The organism is Rhizobium sp. GCM10022189 (assembly GCF_042656325.1).
Classification (GTDB): Bacteria; Pseudomonadota; Alphaproteobacteria; order Rhizobiales; family Rhizobiaceae; genus Rhizobium.
The window spans coordinates 1-17,759 of record NZ_JBHSOR010000051.1 but is presented as its reverse complement, the minus strand read 5'-3'; the positions used below and the strand labels follow the sequence as shown (position 1 = coordinate 17,759).

At 62.0% G+C, this 17,759-nt stretch carries 18 protein-coding genes and 1 tRNA gene; 11 read left to right on the top strand and 8 right to left on the bottom strand.

Annotation, left to right across the window (positions count from 1 at the left end; genetic code table 11):
* Positions 1–76: 76 nt before the first annotated feature.
* Both ACFPWW_RS25905 and uxaC read right to left on the bottom strand, forming a co-directional pair.
* Entirely contained in the window at positions 77–1,534 is a 1,458-nt protein-coding gene (locus ACFPWW_RS25905; RefSeq protein ID WP_377313882.1) for a mannitol dehydrogenase family protein, read from the bottom strand.
* Positions 1,531–2,946: a glucuronate isomerase gene (gene uxaC, locus ACFPWW_RS25900; protein ID WP_112759070.1), complete on the bottom strand. Its 1,416-nt coding sequence runs from the start codon at positions 2,944–2,946 to the stop codon at positions 1,531–1,533. The genes ACFPWW_RS25905 and uxaC overlap by 4 nt, the downstream gene beginning before the upstream one ends.
* Positions 2,947–3,116: 170 nt before the next feature.
* Here uxaC and ACFPWW_RS25895 point away from each other — a divergent pair, with 170 nt between their 5' ends.
* The 3 genes from ACFPWW_RS25895 to ACFPWW_RS25885 all read left to right on the top strand — a co-directional run bounded on the left by ACFPWW_RS25895 (position 3,117) and on the right by ACFPWW_RS25885 (position 5,821).
* A complete protein-coding gene (locus ACFPWW_RS25895; RefSeq protein ID WP_112564855.1) occupies positions 3,117–3,323 on the top strand; it encodes a SlyX family protein in 207 nt (68 codons plus the stop codon).
* 109 nt (positions 3,324–3,432) lie between these two features.
* Entirely contained in the window at positions 3,433–4,059 is a 627-nt protein-coding gene (locus ACFPWW_RS25890) for a ribonuclease D (protein ID WP_112564857.1), read from the top strand.
* A gap of 223 nt (positions 4,060–4,282) precedes the next feature.
* The gene (locus ACFPWW_RS25885; RefSeq protein ID WP_377313879.1) at positions 4,283–5,821 is read left to right on the top strand and encodes a hypothetical protein; all 1,539 of its coding nucleotides are present in this window, start codon (positions 4,283–4,285) and stop codon (positions 5,819–5,821) included.
* Between the two features lie 78 nt (positions 5,822–5,899).
* Here ACFPWW_RS25885 and rpsA read toward each other — a convergent pair whose 3' ends face one another.
* The 4 genes from rpsA to aroA form a co-directional block, all read right to left on the bottom strand.
* A complete protein-coding gene (gene rpsA, locus ACFPWW_RS25880; RefSeq protein WP_112564859.1) occupies positions 5,900–7,603 on the bottom strand; it encodes a 30S ribosomal protein S1 in 1,704 nt (567 codons plus the stop codon).
* A 178-nt stretch (positions 7,604–7,781) separates the two neighbouring features.
* A complete protein-coding gene (gene cmk, locus ACFPWW_RS25875; RefSeq protein WP_112756237.1) occupies positions 7,782–8,426 on the bottom strand; it encodes a (d)CMP kinase in 645 nt (214 codons plus the stop codon).
* Positions 8,427–8,430: 4 nt separating this feature from the next.
* Positions 8,431–9,072, bottom strand: a complete 642-nt coding sequence (locus ACFPWW_RS25870; RefSeq protein ID WP_377313877.1) for an FMN-binding negative transcriptional regulator — start codon at positions 9,070–9,072, stop codon at positions 8,431–8,433.
* 1 nt (position 9,073) lies between these two features.
* Positions 9,074–10,426 carry a 3-phosphoshikimate 1-carboxyvinyltransferase gene (aroA, locus tag ACFPWW_RS25865; RefSeq protein ID WP_377313875.1) on the bottom strand — a complete coding sequence of 451 codons (1,353 nt, stop codon included), beginning with the start codon at positions 10,424–10,426 and terminating at the stop codon, positions 9,074–9,076.
* Positions 10,427–10,702: 276 nt separating this feature from the next.
* Between aroA and ACFPWW_RS25860 the strand changes: the two genes are divergently transcribed.
* The 4 genes from ACFPWW_RS25860 to ACFPWW_RS25845 all read left to right on the top strand — a co-directional run bounded on the left by ACFPWW_RS25860 (position 10,703) and on the right by ACFPWW_RS25845 (position 13,038).
* Positions 10,703–11,083 carry a TIGR02300 family protein gene (locus tag ACFPWW_RS25860; RefSeq protein WP_112564865.1) on the top strand — a complete coding sequence of 127 codons (381 nt, stop codon included), beginning with the start codon at positions 10,703–10,705 and terminating at the stop codon, positions 11,081–11,083.
* A gap of 148 nt (positions 11,084–11,231) precedes the next feature.
* Positions 11,232–11,307, top strand: a tRNA-Ala gene (locus ACFPWW_RS25855).
* A gap of 152 nt (positions 11,308–11,459) precedes the next feature.
* Entirely contained in the window at positions 11,460–12,182 is a 723-nt protein-coding gene (locus ACFPWW_RS25850) for a YoaK family protein (RefSeq protein WP_377313873.1), read from the top strand.
* Between the two features lie 67 nt (positions 12,183–12,249).
* Positions 12,250–13,038, top strand: a complete 789-nt coding sequence (locus ACFPWW_RS25845; protein ID WP_377313871.1) for a YdcF family protein — start codon at positions 12,250–12,252, stop codon at positions 13,036–13,038.
* Positions 13,039–13,041: 3 nt separating this feature from the next.
* Here ACFPWW_RS25845 and ACFPWW_RS25840 read toward each other — a convergent pair whose 3' ends face one another.
* Positions 13,042–13,515, bottom strand: a complete 474-nt coding sequence (locus ACFPWW_RS25840) for a hypothetical protein (protein WP_377313869.1) — start codon at positions 13,513–13,515, stop codon at positions 13,042–13,044.
* Between the two features lie 113 nt (positions 13,516–13,628).
* Between ACFPWW_RS25840 and ACFPWW_RS25835 the strand changes: the two genes are divergently transcribed.
* Positions 13,629–14,264: a trimeric intracellular cation channel family protein gene (locus tag ACFPWW_RS25835; RefSeq protein WP_112564872.1), complete on the top strand. Its 636-nt coding sequence runs from the start codon at positions 13,629–13,631 to the stop codon at positions 14,262–14,264.
* Between the two features lie 4 nt (positions 14,265–14,268).
* Here the strand turns inward: ACFPWW_RS25835 and irrA are convergent, their stop codons facing one another.
* Positions 14,269–14,688 (bottom strand): iron response transcriptional regulator IrrA, encoded by a 420-nt coding sequence (gene irrA, locus ACFPWW_RS25830; protein ID WP_112564874.1) that lies wholly within the window; start codon positions 14,686–14,688, stop codon positions 14,269–14,271.
* A 302-nt stretch (positions 14,689–14,990) separates the two neighbouring features.
* On the opposite strand from irrA, the gene fabA reads away from it, so the two are divergent.
* The 3 genes from fabA to fabI are packed head-to-tail and all read left to right on the top strand — an operon-like array spanning position 14,991 to position 17,596.
* Positions 14,991–15,506, top strand: a complete 516-nt coding sequence (fabA, locus tag ACFPWW_RS25825; protein ID WP_112564876.1) for a 3-hydroxyacyl-[acyl-carrier-protein] dehydratase FabA — start codon at positions 14,991–14,993, stop codon at positions 15,504–15,506.
* Positions 15,507–15,552: 46 nt separating this feature from the next.
* Entirely contained in the window at positions 15,553–16,785 is a 1,233-nt protein-coding gene (fabB, locus tag ACFPWW_RS25820) for a beta-ketoacyl-ACP synthase I (RefSeq protein WP_112564878.1), read from the top strand.
* A 4-nt stretch (positions 16,786–16,789) separates the two neighbouring features.
* On the top strand, positions 16,790–17,596 hold the full coding sequence (gene fabI / locus ACFPWW_RS25815) for an enoyl-ACP reductase FabI (protein ID WP_112564880.1): 807 nt from the start codon (positions 16,790–16,792) through the stop codon (positions 17,594–17,596).
* Positions 17,597–17,759: the final 163 nt, after the last annotated feature.

Sequence of the window (17,759 nt, the reverse complement as noted above, 5' to 3'; positions counted from 1 at the left end):
AGAACGATGGCGCAGGCAGGCTCCGGAATTGAGCCTGCCTGCGCCTCGTTATGGGCGCAATTCCGATCAAGGAACGTCAAAACAGCGGCAGCCTGTCGTCCTGGATCAGGATTTCCAGCTTGTTGGCCACATCCTCGGTCCAGCCAATATTCGCGGTGAGAGCCCGTGGGAACAGCCCCGGGAGCTTGAAGAGCGCCGCCGAAACGGCCCCGCCATTGCGCGGCACATCGGCAATCAGCGCCGCAATCTCTTCCGCCCGCGGGTCGCGCAGTTCGTAACGCTCGCCATTGCGATCGACGCCTATTGCATACCGCATCCATGCTGCCACTGCGATCGCGTAGGTTTCCGCCTTGCCGCCCTTGGCAAGTGCTTCCGTTGCCGGTTCGAGCAGGCGCTGCGGCAGTTTCTGTGTGCCGTCCATGGCGATCTGATAGGTCCGGTGCGCAATCGCCTTGTTTGCAAAGCGCGCTATCAATTCGTCGGCATAGGTATCGAGATCGATTCCGGGGACCGGATCCAGCGTTGCTGCCGCCGCATTCATGTGCCGGCGTGCAAGGGCCGCAAGTCCGGCATCGTCCATGACGTCGCGGATGAATTCATAGCCAGCTGTATAACCGAGATAGGCAAGCAGCGAATGCGCACCGTTGAGCATGCGCAGCTTCATTTTCTCATAGGCCGAAACCTCTTCGACCATCAGCGCACCGTGAACCTTTTCCCAGGCCGGGCGGCCGTTGGCGAAATGGTCCTCGATCACCCATTGGGTGAAAGGCTCCGTCTCGATTGCTGCCATGTCCGTGCGGCCTGTCAGCCGCCTGGCATCGGCGTAGGTCGCATCGGTGCTGGCCGGCGTGATGCGGTCGACCATCGTGGAGGGGAAGGGCACATTCGCTTCGATCCAGTGATGCAGGTCAGGATCGATGCGGGCGGTAAATTCCAGCACCAGGCGCTTCAGTACCGCACCATTGCTCGGCAGGTTGTCGCAGCTGAGCGGCGTGAAGGGTGGTATGCCCTTCTGCCGGCGCCGCGCCAGGCCCTCGACGAGATAGCCGATGACACCGCGCGGCGCGTGCCGGTTGGCAAGGTCGGCGACGATATCGGGGTGCTTGAGATCGAGGCCGCCTGTCGCCGGATCGAAACCATAGGCCTTTTCCGTCACCGTCATGCTGACGATGCGGATACCGGGATCTTCGAGCCGTGCCAGCAGGCCGGCCGGATCGCGCGGCGCCACATGCGCCTTCAGGATCGAGCCTATGACCTGCGCCGTCGTGCCCGACGTATCGCGGATCAGCACCGCGTAGAGCCCGTTCTGGGCGGAGAGATTGTCGGCGACATCGGGGGTGCGAAGGCTTGCCACCTCGATGCCCCAGTCGCCGCCGGCCGCAGCAAGCGCGCCATCCGTGAAGGGCGCGAAATGGGCGCGGAAGAAGGCGCCCGGACCGAGATGCAGGATGCCGGATTTCAGTGCGGTCCGGTCATAGGCAGGAAGCTTCGCCGTCGGCGCAAGGCCGGTCACGTTCTGCAATCTGTCGCTCACAGCTTGTAGGCCTTCTTCGCATTGTCGTAGGAGAGTTCACGTGCGACGACTTCGGCTTCCTTCCTGGAAATCCGGTGCTCGGCCGCCAGCTGCGCCAGGAAGCGGCAGATCTCGCGGCGCCAGACGTCGTGGCGGGCGGGAATCGACAGCAGGGCGCGCGTATCGTCGTTGAAACCGGCGAGGTTCGCAAAGCCGGCCGTCTCCACCACCTGGTCGAGATAGCGGCGAATGCCGAGCGGGCTGTCGTGGAACCACCAGGGCGGCCCGATCATCAGGCAGGCCCAATGGCCGGCCATCGGCGCCAGCTCGCGCGCGTAAGTCGTCTCATCGAGCGTGAAGAGCAGGATCCGCAGACCAGGCGCATGACCGTATTTCGAAAGCAACGCATTGAGACCGCCGACCCAGTCGGTGCGCGTCGGAATGTCGGCGCCCATGTTCGGTCCGCGGGTTTCGAATAGTTCGCGGTCCGTGTTGCGGCGCGCGCCGGCATGGATCTGCATCACCATGCCGTCCTCGGCGGACAGGCCAGCCATTTCCGTCATCATCTGGCCGCGGAAAAGCTCCGCATCTGCAGCCGAAAGCGGCCCCTTCAGCGCCTTGTCGAGCAGCGCCTGCTTTTCGGCAAGCGGCAGATCGGCGGTAAAGGCGCTCGGCACGCCATGGTCGGTCGCCGTCGCGCCGAACTGGCGGAAATAGGCGCGCCGCTTGCGGTGCGCGTCGATCAGCCCGTCCCATCTGGTGATGTCGCAGCCGGTGATCTCGCCGAATTTGACGAGATTGTCGCGGAAACCGGCGGCATCGGGGTCGGTGACGCTGTCGGGCCGGTAGGTCGTGCGCACTTTGCCGATCCAGCCGTCGGCGGCCATCTTCTGGTGGTGCGCAAGCGGATCAAGTGCGCCTTCCGTCGTGGCAATTGTTTCGATGCCGAAGCGCTTATGCAGCGCCCGCGGCCGAAACTCGGGAAGCTTGAGCTGCGCGTTGATGTGGTCATAGAGCGCATCGGCATTGTCCGCCGTCAGCGGCTCGGTGCAGCCGAGCACGGCCGACATGGCGTGATCGACCCAGAGGCTCGAGGGCGTCCCGCGGAAGAGATGGTATTTGGCGGCGAAGGCACGCCAGATATCCCGCCCGCTTGAAACCGGCTTGCCGTCGAGGCGTGGCACGCCGAGCTCGTCGAGCCTGGTGCCGGTGCTGTGCAGCATGCGGAAGAGATAGTGGTCGGGAATGACAAGCAGCGAGGCGGCATCTTCGAAGGCCTTGTCGTCCGCGAACCAGGACGGTTCGGTGTGCCCGTGCGGGCTGACGATTGGAAGACCGCGCACCGTCTCGTAGAGATCGCGTGCTATTGCCCGCGTTGCCGGATCGGCGGGAAAGAGCCGGTCCGGATGAAGAAAGCCGTTACCTACATCCATCAGTTTTCCTCCCTGGTGGATAAGGGCCTACCCCACAAGAAGAGATGCGGCAAGGCCTTTTAGTAACCAAACGGTTCACATTCGATTGCCTTTTTTCCGACCCTCGAAACCGTTGACGCCCCGACCTATTTCGGCTTTGGAAATGCCACCAGATTGACGGGGAGAAACCGATGTCAGACGCAGCCCGTATCACCAGGCTGGAAGAAATACTGGCCCATCAGGCAAAGACGATCGATGAGCTTTCCGACCAGCTTGCCGAGCAATGGAAGGTCGTGGAGCAGACACGCGCCAAACTTGACCGATTGACCGAGCGATTTCTGAGCCTGGAGGAACAGTCGCTGGAAGCGCCGCCGATCACGAGGCCGCCGCACTACTGAACCGGACGCGCGCCGCCGGCTGGCGGCGGGCGGGCAGACGGAAAGCGGTTTCGCGCTTCCGCCCTTTGCGCTATAGCCCGGAAAGACAGAGCTGAACGAGAGACATCCCATGGCCGCCACCATCCGTTATCACCAGGGCGATATTTCCGCGGCAGATGCCGCCCGCTATACCGGCGCCATCGCAATCGATACCGAAACGCTGGGGCTCGTGCCGCGCCGGGACCGTCTCTGCGTCGTGCAGCTTTCGCCGGGTGACGGTTCGGCCGATGTGATCCGCATTGCGGCCGGGCAGAAGGAAGCGCCGAACCTGGTGGCGCTGCTTGCCGATCCGTCGCGCCAGAAGATCTTTCATTACGGCCGCTTCGATATCGCTGTTCTCTTCCACACGTTCGGCGTCACCACGACGCCGGTCTTCTGCACGAAGATCGCCTCGCGCCTGACGCGCACCTACACGGACCGCCACGGCCTGAAGGACAATCTGAAGGAAATGCTCGAGGTCGACATCTCCAAGGCGCAGCAATCCTCCGATTGGGCTGCCGAGACGCTCTCGCAGGCGCAGCTCGAATATGCCGCCTCCGATGTGCTCTACCTGCATGCATTGCGCGACAAGCTGAACGAGCGCCTGATTCGCGACGGCCGCCTGGAACATGCAACAGCCTGTTTCGAATTCCTGCCGACACGCGCCAAGCTCGATCTTCTCGGCTGGGAAGAGGCGGATATTTTCGCACACAGCTGAAATGCTCTCTGTCGAACATGCTGCGCGGCCGCAGATTGGGCATCTGCGGCCGTTAGCTATTCGTTAAGAGGTTTTCAGTAACATTATCCTTAATTTTTATGCATTCGACGGCGCGAAATGCGCCGATGCGGACAGGAGGATCTGCCGGGATGCGAGGGGCCGGATGAGCACGGTCTCGTTGTACGACCTGCTTTCATAGCCACTTTGCGAAAGGAGCATGCCTGTGTTGTCTCCCATTCGTTCAGCGTCCAATGCAAGCCTTTCTTCCCAGGGTCAGACGGCGGCAATCGTTGCCGGTGGTCTTGGCCGTTCGGTGGTCGCCCCCACCCCGGTCAATGCGGTCGAAGCGGCCGACCTCAATGCTGCGATTGCCGGCAGGCTCAATATTCTGCTCATCGCTGCGCGCCAGCGCATGATCGAAGCGCTTCTCGACATTATCAACGCCACAGGACGCACCATTGCCCTGCAGCGCGGCGAAGGTGAATCCGATCAGGCCTTCGCCGCCCGTGTCGCCGATGCCATCCGCCGCATGCCCGACGCCGAGATCGATGCGGTCGAGCGCCAGCTCTCCGATGACGGGCACAGCCTGCCGCTGAGAATGATTGCCGCGGCGCTTAAGGATCCGACCGGACCGGAAGCCGCCCGTGTCGTCGCCTATCTCGAGACCGTCAGCTACAAGGACAGAGACCTCGCTGCCCGCGCCGTTGTCCGCTCCTACCGCCAGAACGATGCCGCGCCTCTGCCGCGCGCCGAGCAGCGGCCGGAAATCAAGCTTCAGGGAGAGAGCCCGCCCGCCGCACGTCAGCCCGCGGCAAGACCGGCCGAAAGTGCAGCGACGCCCGCTGCCGCCGAAAAAATCGTTCTGGCCGAAGCTCCTGTCGCCGCAAAAGGCGATCTCGCCGTGGGGGGCAGGCAGACCCGCTCTCAGCCTGCGGCAGCGGTGCAAGAAGCTTCGTTTGAGGCTGCTGAACCGGGCGAGACGGAAGGCTTCCAGGCCGCCCGGGCCGCATCGGTAGAGCAGGAAGTACCCGAGCCGGAGCAGGCCGCGCCCGCCGTCGAGCGGCGGCCGATCCCCGTCCGGGCTGATCCGGTCATCCCGCGCAACTGGACCGGGATCATCAGCTCCATGACCGAACAGGTTTCGCAGATGATCGCAGCGATCATTCGCGAGCAGGAAGCCGCTATCCTGTTGACGGATGCACCTGTCGAAGCTGCGGTCGAAATCGATGTGATGCTGGACGAGGCTGTCATCACCGAGGCGACAGAGAGCCTTGCCCGCACTGTTGCCGAAGACGTGGTCGAGCCCGCCTCTGCCCGCGCCGCTCAGGCTTCGCGCCCGTCCCAGGCCGAAATTGCAGCGGTCGCCCAAACGCAGCGTCCCGTGCGCGATATCGCCGCTCAGCCGCAACCGGTTGCCGTCGCAGTCGTCGAGACGCAATCCTATGTCCCGCTCGCAATGCGCATGCCGGACGGGCTCCCCTACGCCCAGACGCCTTATCAATTCGCCCGCGATGAATATAAGGCGACGAAAGCCGACGAGCCCCCGCATCGCCATCACGAAAACGGAGGCGCGCAGGATCAGGATCAGCAGCAGCAGGCGCAATCCGGCCAGGGCAGCGACGAACAGCAGACCGGCGAGGAGGATGCTCCGCGCCAAGAGCGACGCCAGCCGAAGATGTTCGATCCCGATCCGTCCACCGCGCCGGCGACCGTCGCCGATCCGGTCTATGCCCTCTATCAGCGCATGGTCGGCTGGGAATAGTCCGGAACGACCTCCCGAAACGAAAGAACCCGCCGGAGCGCTCCGGCGGGTTCTTCATGTCAATCGGTCGGCGAAGGATTATTCGCCGCCGCGGTTCTTCAGAGCGGCACCCAGGATGTCGCCGAGCGAAGCGCCCGAGTCGGACGAACCGAACTGAGCAACGGCTTCCTTCTCTTCCGCGATTTCCAGAGCCTTGATGGACAGCATGATCTTGCGGTCCTTCTTGGAGAAGTTGGTGACGCGGGCGTCAACCGTCTGGCCGATCGAGAAGCGTTCCGGACGCTGTTCGTCGCGATCGCGAGCGAGGTCGGCGCGACGGATGAAGGAAGTGATGTCTTCGTGGTTGACGAGCTTCACTTCGATACCGCCGTCGTTGACAGCGATGACTTCAGCCGAAACGACGGCGTTCTTGCGCAGGTCGCCGGAAGCGGCAGCTTCGCCGACCGAGTCCTTGCCGAGCTGCTTGATGCCGAGCGAGATGCGCTCCTTCTCGACGTCCACGTCGAGAACGACTGCCTTGACGACGTCGCCCTTGTTGTACTCCTCGATGACCTGCTCGCCCGGACGGTTCCAGTCGAGGTCGGAGAGGTGCACCATGCCGTCGACATCGCCGTCGAGGCCGATGAACAGGCCGAATTCGGTCTTGTTCTTGACTTCGCCTTCAACTTCAGTGCCGGCCGGATGGCTGCGGGCGAATGCTGCCCACGGGTTTTCCAGCGTCTGCTTGAGGCCGAGCGAGATACGGCGCTTGGACGGATCGACTTCGAGAACGACGACTTCGACTTCCTGGCTCGTGGACAGGATCTTGCCGGGGTGAACGTTCTTCTTGGTCCAGGACATTTCCGAGATGTGGATCAGGCCTTCGATGCCCGGCTCCAGCTCGACGAACGCACCGTAGTCGGTGATGTTCGTAACGGTACCGGAAATCTTCTTGCCTTCCGGATACTTGGCCTGGATGCCATCCCACGGATCGGACTCGAGCTGCTTCATGCCGAGCGAGATACGGTGGGTTTCCTGGTTGATGCGGATGATCTGAACCTTGACCTGCTGGCCGATGTTCAGGATTTCCGACGGATGGTTCACACGGCGCCATGCCATGTCGGTGACGTGCAGCAGGCCGTCGATGCCGCCGAGGTCAACGAACGCACCGTAATCGGTGATGTTCTTGACGACGCCGTCAACAACCTGGCCTTCTTCGAGGTTCTGAACGATTTCAGAACGCTGCTCGGCACGGGATTCTTCGAGAACCGTACGGCGCGAAACCACGATGTTGCCGCGGCGCTTGTCCATCTTGAGGATTTCGAAGGGCTGCGGGTTGTGCATCAGCGGAGTGACGTCGCGGATCGGACGGATGTCGACCTGAGAACGCGGCAGGAAGGCGATCGCGCCGTCGAGGTCGACCGTGAAGCCGCCCTTGACCTGGTTGAAGATGACGCCTTCGACGCGCTCGCCGGCCTCGAACTTGGCTTCGAGCTTGATCCAGCTTTCTTCGCGGCGAGCCTTCTCGCGCGACAGAACGGCTTCGCCCAGCGCGTTTTCGATGCGCTCGACATAAACTTCGACTTCGTCGCCGACCTTCAGCGAACCGTCCTTGGCACGTGCGCCGAATTCCTTGAGCGCGATGCGGCCTTCGACCTTCAGGCCGACGTCAACAACGGCGACATCCTTTTCGATGCCCGTGACGATGCCCTTGGTAACATAGCCTTCAGCCAGATCGTTCTTGGCAAAGGACTCTTCGAGAAGGGCCGCGAAATCCTCGCGAGAGGGAGTTGCTACTGACATAAAATCTCCTGCGTGGCCTTCGATAGCGTCAAGGCTCACGTATGCGCCGGTTGGTTCGTGTTGAACGGGCCTGAACCCAGTCCGCCTTCTCTCACGAAGGCAATCCGGCGCTTGGACGGAATTTCAGGCTTGTTTTCGCAATGCGTCCCGTGCTTGAAGCACGGAAAGCCGCTTATTTTTAGGCATTTCGGCTCAAGGCAGCGTCGATAATCGACTTAGCAGCCTGAAACGCGGCCTCTATACTCATTTCCGACGTGTCAAGCAAGTGCGCATCGACCGCCGGTTTCATCGGGCTGTCCGCCCGGTTCATGTCGCGATCGTCGCGTCGTTTGACGTCTTCGAAGATCGCTTCGAAATCCGCCGCCCCGCCCTTGCCGATGATCTCGTCGTAACGGCGTCTCGCGCGCACTTCCGGCGATGCCGTCACATAAAGTTTCACCGGTGCCGCGGGGCAGACGACGGTGCCGATATCGCGCCCGTCGAGAACCGCCCCCGGCAGTTTCTCGGAAAACCGCCGCTGCGCCTCGACCAGCGCCCGGCGAACCGCCGGCATGACAGCAATTTTCGAGGCGGCTTCGCCGATCTCGTGTCGGGACAGTATATCGCGATTGAGGCCGGCGAGTTCAACCTCGCGCGCCATCTTTTCCGCGACAGCCTCGTCGTCGAGCGGCAGGCCGGCGTCGAGGAGCGCCTTCGCCGTCGCCCGGTAGGTAAGGCCGGTATCGAGGTGATGGAAGCCGTATTGCTCCGCGATCCCGCGCGATAGCGTGCCCTTGCCCGCCGCGGCGGGGCCGTCGATGGCGATGATGAAGCTGCCGGTCATAAAGTCATTCCGTGCCGAGGCCGCCGTAACGGCACACCAGTTCCTGCATTTCCGCCTGCTCTGCCATTTGTTCCAGGCCCCTGGCAACACCCTTGCGATCGGCAACCGGCCGGTTCTGGCTCACCTTCCATTTACCCTCTATTGCGGTAATCTCGATTTCGACACCGATGATGCCCTTGAGCTGCGCGCGGATGAAATCTTCAGGTGCATCGCTGACCGACCAGGGTTGCTCACGCGGCCCCTCATGGTCGCCGGTAAGGGCGTTGATCTGCGCAAGCAGCCAGCCGGCGTCCTCGATCACCCGTGCCGCCCCCCGCGCCTGCACGACCGCATAGTTCCAGGTCGACACCACTTTGCCGGTCTCGGCCTTGGTCTGGTACCAGGACGGCGTGATATAGGAATCGGCCCCCTGGAAGACGGCAAGCACCGCCGCGCCTTCGGCAATGTCCTGCCACTGCCGGTTTGCCCGTGCCAGATGCAGCCGCAGCGTTCCCTTCTCCGATGCCGCCGCATCAAGATGGAAGGGCACGGAATTGGCGATCAGGCCGGAAGCCCCCGCCGTAATCAGCAGGCCAAGCGGATGCGCGCGGATCAGCTGATGCTGCACATCAAGGTCGTCCTCGCGAAAATGGGGTGGCTGGTACATGTCAGGCTCGTTCTATTTCTGCTCCAAGGCTCGCCATCAGGTCGAGGAACTGCGGAAAGCCGGTCGCAATTGCCCTTCTGTCGTCGATGCCGACAGGATGCTCCGAAGCCAGCCCCATGACAAGGAAGCTCATGGCGAGACGATGGTCGAGATATGTGCTGACCCGCTTGAGCGCGGCATTGCCGAGCCCCTTTCCATCCGGCCGGCCGGCGACGGAAAACCGGTCCCGGCCTTCTTCGCATTCGACGCCGTTGAGCCTCAGTCCTTCCGCCATCGCCGAAAGCCGGCCCGGTTCCCTGTTGCGCAGGTCCTGCAGGCCGTTCATCACCGTCCGGCCCCTGGCAAAGGCGGCGGCGACGGAAAGGGCCGGATAGTCATCGATCATTGAGAGTGCCCGCTCCGCCGGGACGGTGACACCGGTCAGTTCGCAGTGACGCACGCGCAGATCGGCGATCTCCTCACCGCCGGCAATCCGCCGCTTGAGGATCTCGATATCGGCGCCCATGTCCTGGAGCGTCAGGATCAGACCTGTCCGCGTCGGGTTCATCAGCACATTCGAAATGGTGATGTCCGAGCCGGGTACGAGCAGGGCCGCAACAAGCGGGAAAGCCGCAAGGGAGGGATCGCCCGGCACGTCGATGGTCTGGCCGGTCAGCCGGCCGCGCCCCTGCAGCCGCACCGTCCGCGTACCGTCCTTGTCCGTCTCGATCAAGACTTCTGCGCCGAAGCCGATCAGCATCTTTTCCGTATGGTCACGCGTGATCGCCGGTTCGATAACCGTCGTCACACCCGGAACATTGAGTCCGGCCAGCAAGATCGCCGATTTCATCTGCGCCGAGGCGACGGGCAGCGTATAGCGGATCGGCGCCGGTGTTTCCGGCCCGCGCAGTATGACCGGCAGGCGATCACCCTCCATGGCCTTCACCTGCACGCCCATCCGCCGCAGCGGGTCGAGCACGCGGCCCATCGGCTGTCGTGAGAGCGAAGCGTCGCCGGTAAAGACGGTATCGAAATCGTAGACGCCGGCAAGCCCCATGAGCAGCCGCGCGCCGGTGCCGCCATTGCCGAAATCGAGCGGCGTCTCCGGCGCAAGCAACGTGCCGTTGCCTGTCCCGCCGATGACCCATTCGTCGCCATCCCCACGGATCACGGCGCCCAAGGCCCGCATCGCCTCGGCTGTGCGGAGCACGTCCTCGCCTTCCGCAAGCCCGCGAATGCGCGTTTGCCCCGATGCCACCCCGCCGAGGATCAGCGCGCGGTGCGAGATCGACCTGTCGCCCGCAAGGCGGACGATGCCGGAAAGCCCTGGCGATTTCCGGGCGACGGCCGGCTTCTGTTCAGAACCCCGCGACATGGGCTAATCCCCTGCAAAGGCAATATATAGGCACCGCGGACGATCCGGCATCGGCGCATTTTCCCGGTCGGTCCTGCGGCAATTGCGGCTGGTTAGCACAATCTTCCGAAACGGTCATCCGCAATGCCGGCGAAAAGGCCCGGACAGCCACGCGAAGTTTGGCTTTGACATGGGAAGCCGTAGCGATTAAGGGGACCGGCTTATAAATTCCGAATAGAACGCCGGTTTGACGGCATTTGCCGAATCTCGCATTCGGCCATTCTCACGAGGCTTATAGTGGCGAAAGCGGAACTTGGAACCAAGCGCACCGATCCGGAAACCGGCAAGAAGTTCTACGACCTGAACCGGGATCCGATCGTTTCCCCTTATACCGGTAAATCCTACCCCCTGTCCTTCTTCGAAGAAACCTCGGCAACCGCCGAAGTCCAGGATGAGGACGAGGTCGCGGAAGTCGATACCGAAAACACCGAAGTCGAACTGGTTTCGCTCGAGGACGCCGATGACGGCGCCTCCGGCGACGATATCCCCGATATCGGCGACGACGATGTCGAAATCGAAGGCGATGACGACGATACGTTCCTCGAAGCTGACGAAGATGACGAAGATGACGACATGAGCGACATCATCGGCGTCACCGGCGACGAGGACGAAGTCTGATCGGACGAATACCGGCCCGGATGACAAAAATGTTCCGGGCCGAATTTTTTAGGCTTGCCATCTGCGAAAACCGCAAGTATGAAGCCGCCACTCCAGAGGAAACGCCCTCCGGAGTATCCCAGGACCGGCCAGGCCGGACCACCTTGATGGGGCTATAGCTCAGCTGGGAGAGCGCTTGCATGGCATGCAAGAGGTCAGCGGTTCGATCCCGCTTAGCTCCACCAAATCTTCCAGGATACAGCACAGCAGGCATTCCAGGTCAGTGTAGCTGACATTTTTCCGCAATGGCGCAGTTGCCGCTTTGCCAGCGGCGAAAAGCGGGTTTTTATAGCGGTCGCCGAAGTCAGCCGATTCGGCGCTTCCCGGACCCGAACCCATGACACGAGCAAGACGCCGCCGCATCATCAGAACCCGCAGGACCGCGACCGGATTGGCGCTGGTCGGCTCGATTTCCTTTCTGGCCGGAATGACGGATGCGACCGGACTGCTTCTGACCGGCGATTTCGTATCCTTCATGACCGGCAATACGACGCGGGCGGCGCTGGCGCTGAGCAGCGGCGATCTCAGGCATGCTGCCGTGCTATTGTCGGCCATCATCGTCTTCGTGCTCGGCAATGCCGCCGGCATTGTCGTTGCGCACCGGGCCGAACGGCGCATCTTCGTCGTCCTCAGCTGCGTCAGCCTGATGCTGGCGCTGGCCTCGATGATGACGCTGCAGGACCTGTTGATGACGCGTTTCTACATGATCGTTCTCGCAATGGGCATGGTGAATGCGGCGGTCGAGCATATTGAAGGGCTGCCGATCGGCCTGACCTATGTGACCGGCGCCCTGTCGCGCTTCGGCCGCGGCATCGGCCGCTGGATCATTGGCGACCGGCGTCTCGACTGGACGATCCAGATCGTGCCGTGGGGCGGCATGGTGCTCGGCGCCATCAGCGGAGCCGTCATGACGCATCGCATGGGCGCGCAGGCGCTATGGCTGGTCTCGATCTTCGCGATGGCGCTCGCGACCGTGGCCCTCTTCATCCCCCGTCCGCTGCAGCGACGTTTCAACCAGAAGATCGCGTCTCCCCAGCCGCAACAGGTGCGCTTCCGATAACGGCGATTATCCCGATCGTTCTCGAATCGGCTAGGAAGGCAAGACATTCTCTTGCCGGGAGTTGAACTTGTTCGTCTTGTCGAAGCTTGTCTGGATCCTTGCCCAGCCTTTTTCGCTGGCCTTCTTCGGCGCCCTGCTTGCCCTGGTCGCCGGGCTTCTGCGTTGGCGCCTGCTCAGCGCGCTCGGCGCGGCAGGGGCCGTCTCTATCCTCTTCGTTACGCTGTACACGACATCAGGCAATTATCTGCTGCAGCAACTGGAGGAACGCTTTCCGCGGCCGGCCGCCGATCCTGAAGACGTCAAATGCATGATCGTGCTCGGCGGTGCGTTCCAGAACGAGGTGAACACCGCGCGTCACGGCATCGAGTTCGCCGATGGTGCGGATCGCTTTATCGAGGCCTTGCGCCTGGCGCAGAAATACCCGCAATCCCGCATCCTTGTGTCGGGTGGCGACGGGTCGCTCTCGGGAACCTACGAAGGGGACGCGGTCGCTTCCAGGCGCTTCTTCCCGCTCTTCGGCGTCGGCAGGGAGCGTCTCGTCGAGGAGGCCCAGTCGCGCACGACCTACGAGAACGCACGCAACACGAAGGAATTCCTCGCCCAGCAGGGCCTTTCGGATTGCCTGCTGATTACCTCGGCCTTCCACATGCCGCGCTCCGTCGGCCTCTTCCGCAAGCTCGGTATCGAGATCGTGCCCTGGCCGACGGATTACCGCACGACCGGCAATGTTGCGCTCGGCCTGGATTTCACCCAGCCGAGCCTGAACGGCCAGAACCTCGGGACCGCCATTCGCGAATGGTATGGCCTCGCCGGCTACTATCTCGTCGGCCGTACCTCGGCGCTCTTTCCGGGTTGAGGCCTACTTCTTGGAAATCGTGACGAATTTGGTTCCCCGCACGCGGGTGGTGACGACGCAAGGGTCGCCGCCGGTACGATCGCAGAAGCGCGGGTTCATTTTCATGGCGAGCACCATATTGCCGAAGCGCTGGACGAAGTCGTAGCCGAAGATCTGCGCGGTCGCGATCATGAAATATCCGCCTTCGGCCACCTGCAGATAAAAATTGTAGGTGCAGCCGTCTTCGTTGCATTGCGGACCCTTCTGGCCGTCGCAGGTGAGTTCGCCCTCGTTGACGACAGCGTCCATCAGTCCGTCATTGTTGATGTCCTGACGGATAAGAAAACCGTCGCCGAAGGAAGCTTCGGTGCATTGCTGCTGAAAATGCTTCTTTTCATAGATCTCCGGGTCGGAGATCAGCGATTGCTGTGCGAAGGCCGCGACCGGCGTGACCAGCAGCAAAATGACGTTCAGGAGGATGGGCAGCAGCGTCTTCAAGGCTTTCCTCTCATGGATAAAGGCTCTCTGGCCTTCCATTCTCCATGCGCCGCCTTGCGCCGCCCTTGCCGCAGTGATTCAGTAAATCCCGTTCTGCCGGTCTGGAGGCTTCGATGTCATTGCTCGTCTATCTCGATTATGCCGGCATCGCCCTCTTTGCCGCGACCGGCGCTCTGGCCGCCTCGCGCAAGCAGCTCGATCTGATCGGCTTCCTGTTCTTCGCGATCGTGACGGGGACGGGCGGCGGCACCGTGCGCGATATTATTCTGGGTCGCGTACCGGTCTTCTGGGTGCTGAACCCCTTTTATATCGTCATCTGCTGTCTCGCAGGGGTCGTCGTCTTCTTCACCGCCCACCTGCTGGAATCGCGCTATCGCCTGCTGATCTGGCTCGATGCGGTCGGTCTTGCCGCCTATTGCGTGCTTGGCGCCGCCAAGGGGCTGGCCGCGACCGGCTCGCCGACGATCGCCATCGTCACCGGCGCCCTGACGGCGACCTTCGGCGGCATTCTGCGCGATCTGCTGGCCAATGAGCCTTCGGTGCTGCTGCGGCCCGAAATTTATGTGACGGCAGCATTGGTGGGGGCCGGTGTCTTTACCGGCGCCAACGCCCTCGGTGCGGAACTTTATATCGCATCGGCATGTGGCGTCGCGGCCGCCTTCGCGGTGCGCGGCGGCGCCCTGTGGTTCGGCTGGACGTTTCCGACCTACAAGCACAAGCCCGGCCGGCACCCCGATGACGTGATGTGAGAGGTCAGCTCTGCTTCTGCCGCAAGCGGATCACCACGTCGACATGGGCGATTTCCATGCCTTCGGGCGGTGGCGGCAGGTTGTCGATGGTCAGATTGCTGATCGGGATATCGAGCACCTCGTTTTCGCCTTCGACGAAAAAGTGATGGTGGTCGGAGACATTGGTGTCGAAATAGGTCTTGGCGCTCTCGACGGCGAGAACGCGGATCATGCCTGCTTCGGTGAACTGGTGCAGCGTATTGTAGACGGTGGCCAGCGAAACCGGCACGCCGGCGGCAACGGCTTCCTCGTGCAGTTCTTCGACGGTCAGATGCCTGTCGCCCTTGGCAAAAAGGAGATCGCCAAGCGCGACGCGCTGGCGGGTGGGACGCAGGCCGGCGGTGCGCAGCCTTACCTCTATGGCGATCGGGGCCTCACCCGTCATCAACACCAACTCCGGTTATTCTGGCATAAAGCAATCAGGTTTCCTCAAAGCGATATAACTTTTGCGCAAAAGCGTTTCAATAGTTCAATGGGGACAAGGAGGCTCAAAAGGCCGCAAAAACGGGCTTTTGACGCAAATAGGTCTGGTCGCGGCCTTGGCCTTCCTGTATGCGACCACCAAATATTGGCTCAGGCCCGGTCGGGACCTCAAAAAAGAAGCCGCCATGCTTGCGCTTCATTTTCTGAGGAACTTGGACTAAAGACACACATCCATCGCAAGAACGCGGGGGGAAACAGAGATTTATGACAACCAGACAGTCTAGTTACTCGTACGAAGAACTCATCGCCTGCGCACATGGTGAACTGTTCGGGCCTGGCAATGCGCAATTGCCTTTGCCGCCCATGCTGATGGTTCACCGCATCACGGATATTTCCGAAACGGGCGGCGCCTTCGACAAGGGCTATCTGCGGGCCGAATACGACGTTCGCCCGGACGACTGGTATTTCCCCTGCCATTTCGAAGGCAACCCGATCATGCCGGGTTGCCTTGGCCTGGACGGCATGTGGCAGCTGACCGGCTTCTTCCTCGGCTGGCTCGGCGAAGAAGGCCGCGGCATGGCGCTTTCGACCGGCGAAGTGAAATTCAAGGGCATGGTCCGCCCGCACACGAAGCTGATTGAATACGGGATCGACTTCAAGCGCGTCATGCGCGGCCGTCTGGTGCTCGGCACCGCCGACGGCTGGCTGAAGGCGGATGGCGAAACCATTTACCAGGCGACCGATCTTCGTGTCGGTCTCTCGAAAGACAAGACGGCCTGAAAACCGCGTTTCGAGCGGCTCACGAAAACAACAAAGGTTTGATCAGATGAGACGGGTAGTTGTCACGGGTCTAGGTGTCGTGTCTTCGATCGGAAACGACGCGGCCGAAGTTACCGAATCCTTGCGGCAGGCAAAGTCGGGCATTTCTTTCTCCAGCGATTTCGCCGAGCACGGCTTCAAGTGCCAGGTTTGGGGCAGCCCCAAGCTCGGCGCCGATAAGCTCGCCGAACTGGTTGACCGCCGCGCCATGCGTTTCCTGTCGCAGGGTGGCGCCTGGAACCATGTCGCCATGAAGCAGGCGATCGCCGATTCCGGCCTGGACGAGAAGGATTACAGCGAAAACGAACGCGTCGGCATCATCATGGGCTCCGGCGGTCCGTCCACGCGCACGCTCATCGAGGCGGCCGAGATCACCGTCAAGAACAACAGCCCGAAGCGCATCGGCCCCTTCGCCGTGCCGAAGGCCATGTCGTCCACCGCGTCGGCAACGCTTGCCACCTGGTTCAAGATCCACGGCGTCAACTATTCGATCTCGTCTGCCTGCTCCACCTCGGCGCATTGCATCGGCAATGCCGTGGAAATGATCCAGTGGGGCAAGCAGGACATGATGTTTGCCGGCGGTCACGAAGATCTCGACTGGACCATGTCGAACCTCTTCGACGCCATGGGCGCCATGTCTTCCAAATATAACGACACGCCGGAAACGGCCTCGCGCGCCTATGATGCCAGCCGCGACGGTTTCGTCATCGCCGGCGGCGCCGGCGTCCTCGTCCTCGAGGAGCTGGAGCATGCCAAGGCGCGCGGCGCCAAGATCTATGCCGAAATCATCGGCTACGGCGCGACCTCCGACGGTTACGACATGGTTGCCCCCTCGGGCGAAGGTGCGATCCGCTGCATGCGTCAGGCGCTTTCGACCGTGAAGGGCGATGTCGACTACATCAATACGCACGGCACCTCGACGCCGGTTGGCGACAGCAAGGAAATCGGCGCCATCCGCGAAGTCTTCGGCGAAAAGATGCCGCATATCCAGTCCACCAAGTCGCTCACGGGCCACTCTCTGGGCGCTGCCGGTGTCCAGGAATCGATCTACTCCCTGCTGATGATGCAGGAAGGCTTCATCGGCGAAAGCGCCCATATTACGGAACTCGATCCGGAATTCGAAGGTGTGCCGATCGTCCGCAAGCGCATCGACAACGCCAAGATCGACATCGCTCTTTCCAACTCCTTCGGCTTCGGCGGCACCAACGCCACGCTCGTATTCCAGCGCTATAACGGATAACAACATGACGGGAATCATGCAGGGTAAGCGCGGCCTCATCATGGGCGTCGCAAACAACCACTCGATCGCCTGGGGGATTTCGAAGGCGCTCGCAGCCCAGGGCGCGGAACTTGCTTTCACCTTTCAGGGCGAGGCGCTCGGCAAGCGCGTCAAGCCGCTTGCCGCCGAACTTGGCTCCGACTTCCTGCTTCCTTGCGATGTCGAGGATATTGCTTCGGTCGATACCGTCATCGACACGATCAAGGAGCGCTGGGGCAAGCTCGATTTTATCGTCCATGCCATCGGCTTTTCCGACAAGAACGAGCTGAAGGGCCTTTACGCCGATACGACGCGCGAGAATTTCAGCCGCACCATGGTCATCTCCTGTTTCTCCTTCACGGAGATTGCCAAGCGTTGCGCGCCGCTGATGGAAGATGGCGGCGCCATGCTGACGCTGACCTATAACGGCTCCACCCGCGTCATTCCGAACTACAATGTCATGGGTGTCGCAAAGGCCGCACTGGAAGCCTCCGTGCGTTATCTGGCGGCCGACTACGGTCCGCGCGGCATCCGCGTCAACGCCATCTCCGCAGGCCCGATCCGCACGCTCGCCGGCGCCGGCATTTCCGATGCGCGCGCCATCCTGTCATGGAACCAGCGCAATGCGCCGCTGCGCAAGACCGTCACCATCGATCAGGTCGGCAGCTCGGCGCTCTACCTTCTGTCCGATCTGTCGACCGGCGTGACCGGAGAAATTCATTTCGTCGATGCCGGCTACAATATCACGTCGATGCCGACGCTGGAGACGCTGCGCAAGGCGGACGTCGAGTAGCGCGACCAAGCTTCAAAGGAAAAGGCGGCCATTGGCCGCCTCAGACTGCTGACAAACCCCTGGCTTCGTTCAGGGGTTTGTGATTCATTGGGACATGTTGAAGAAACCCGCTCCTGAACAGACGGCGCTCGAGATGGTGACGCTCGATCAGCTGGTTCCGAAG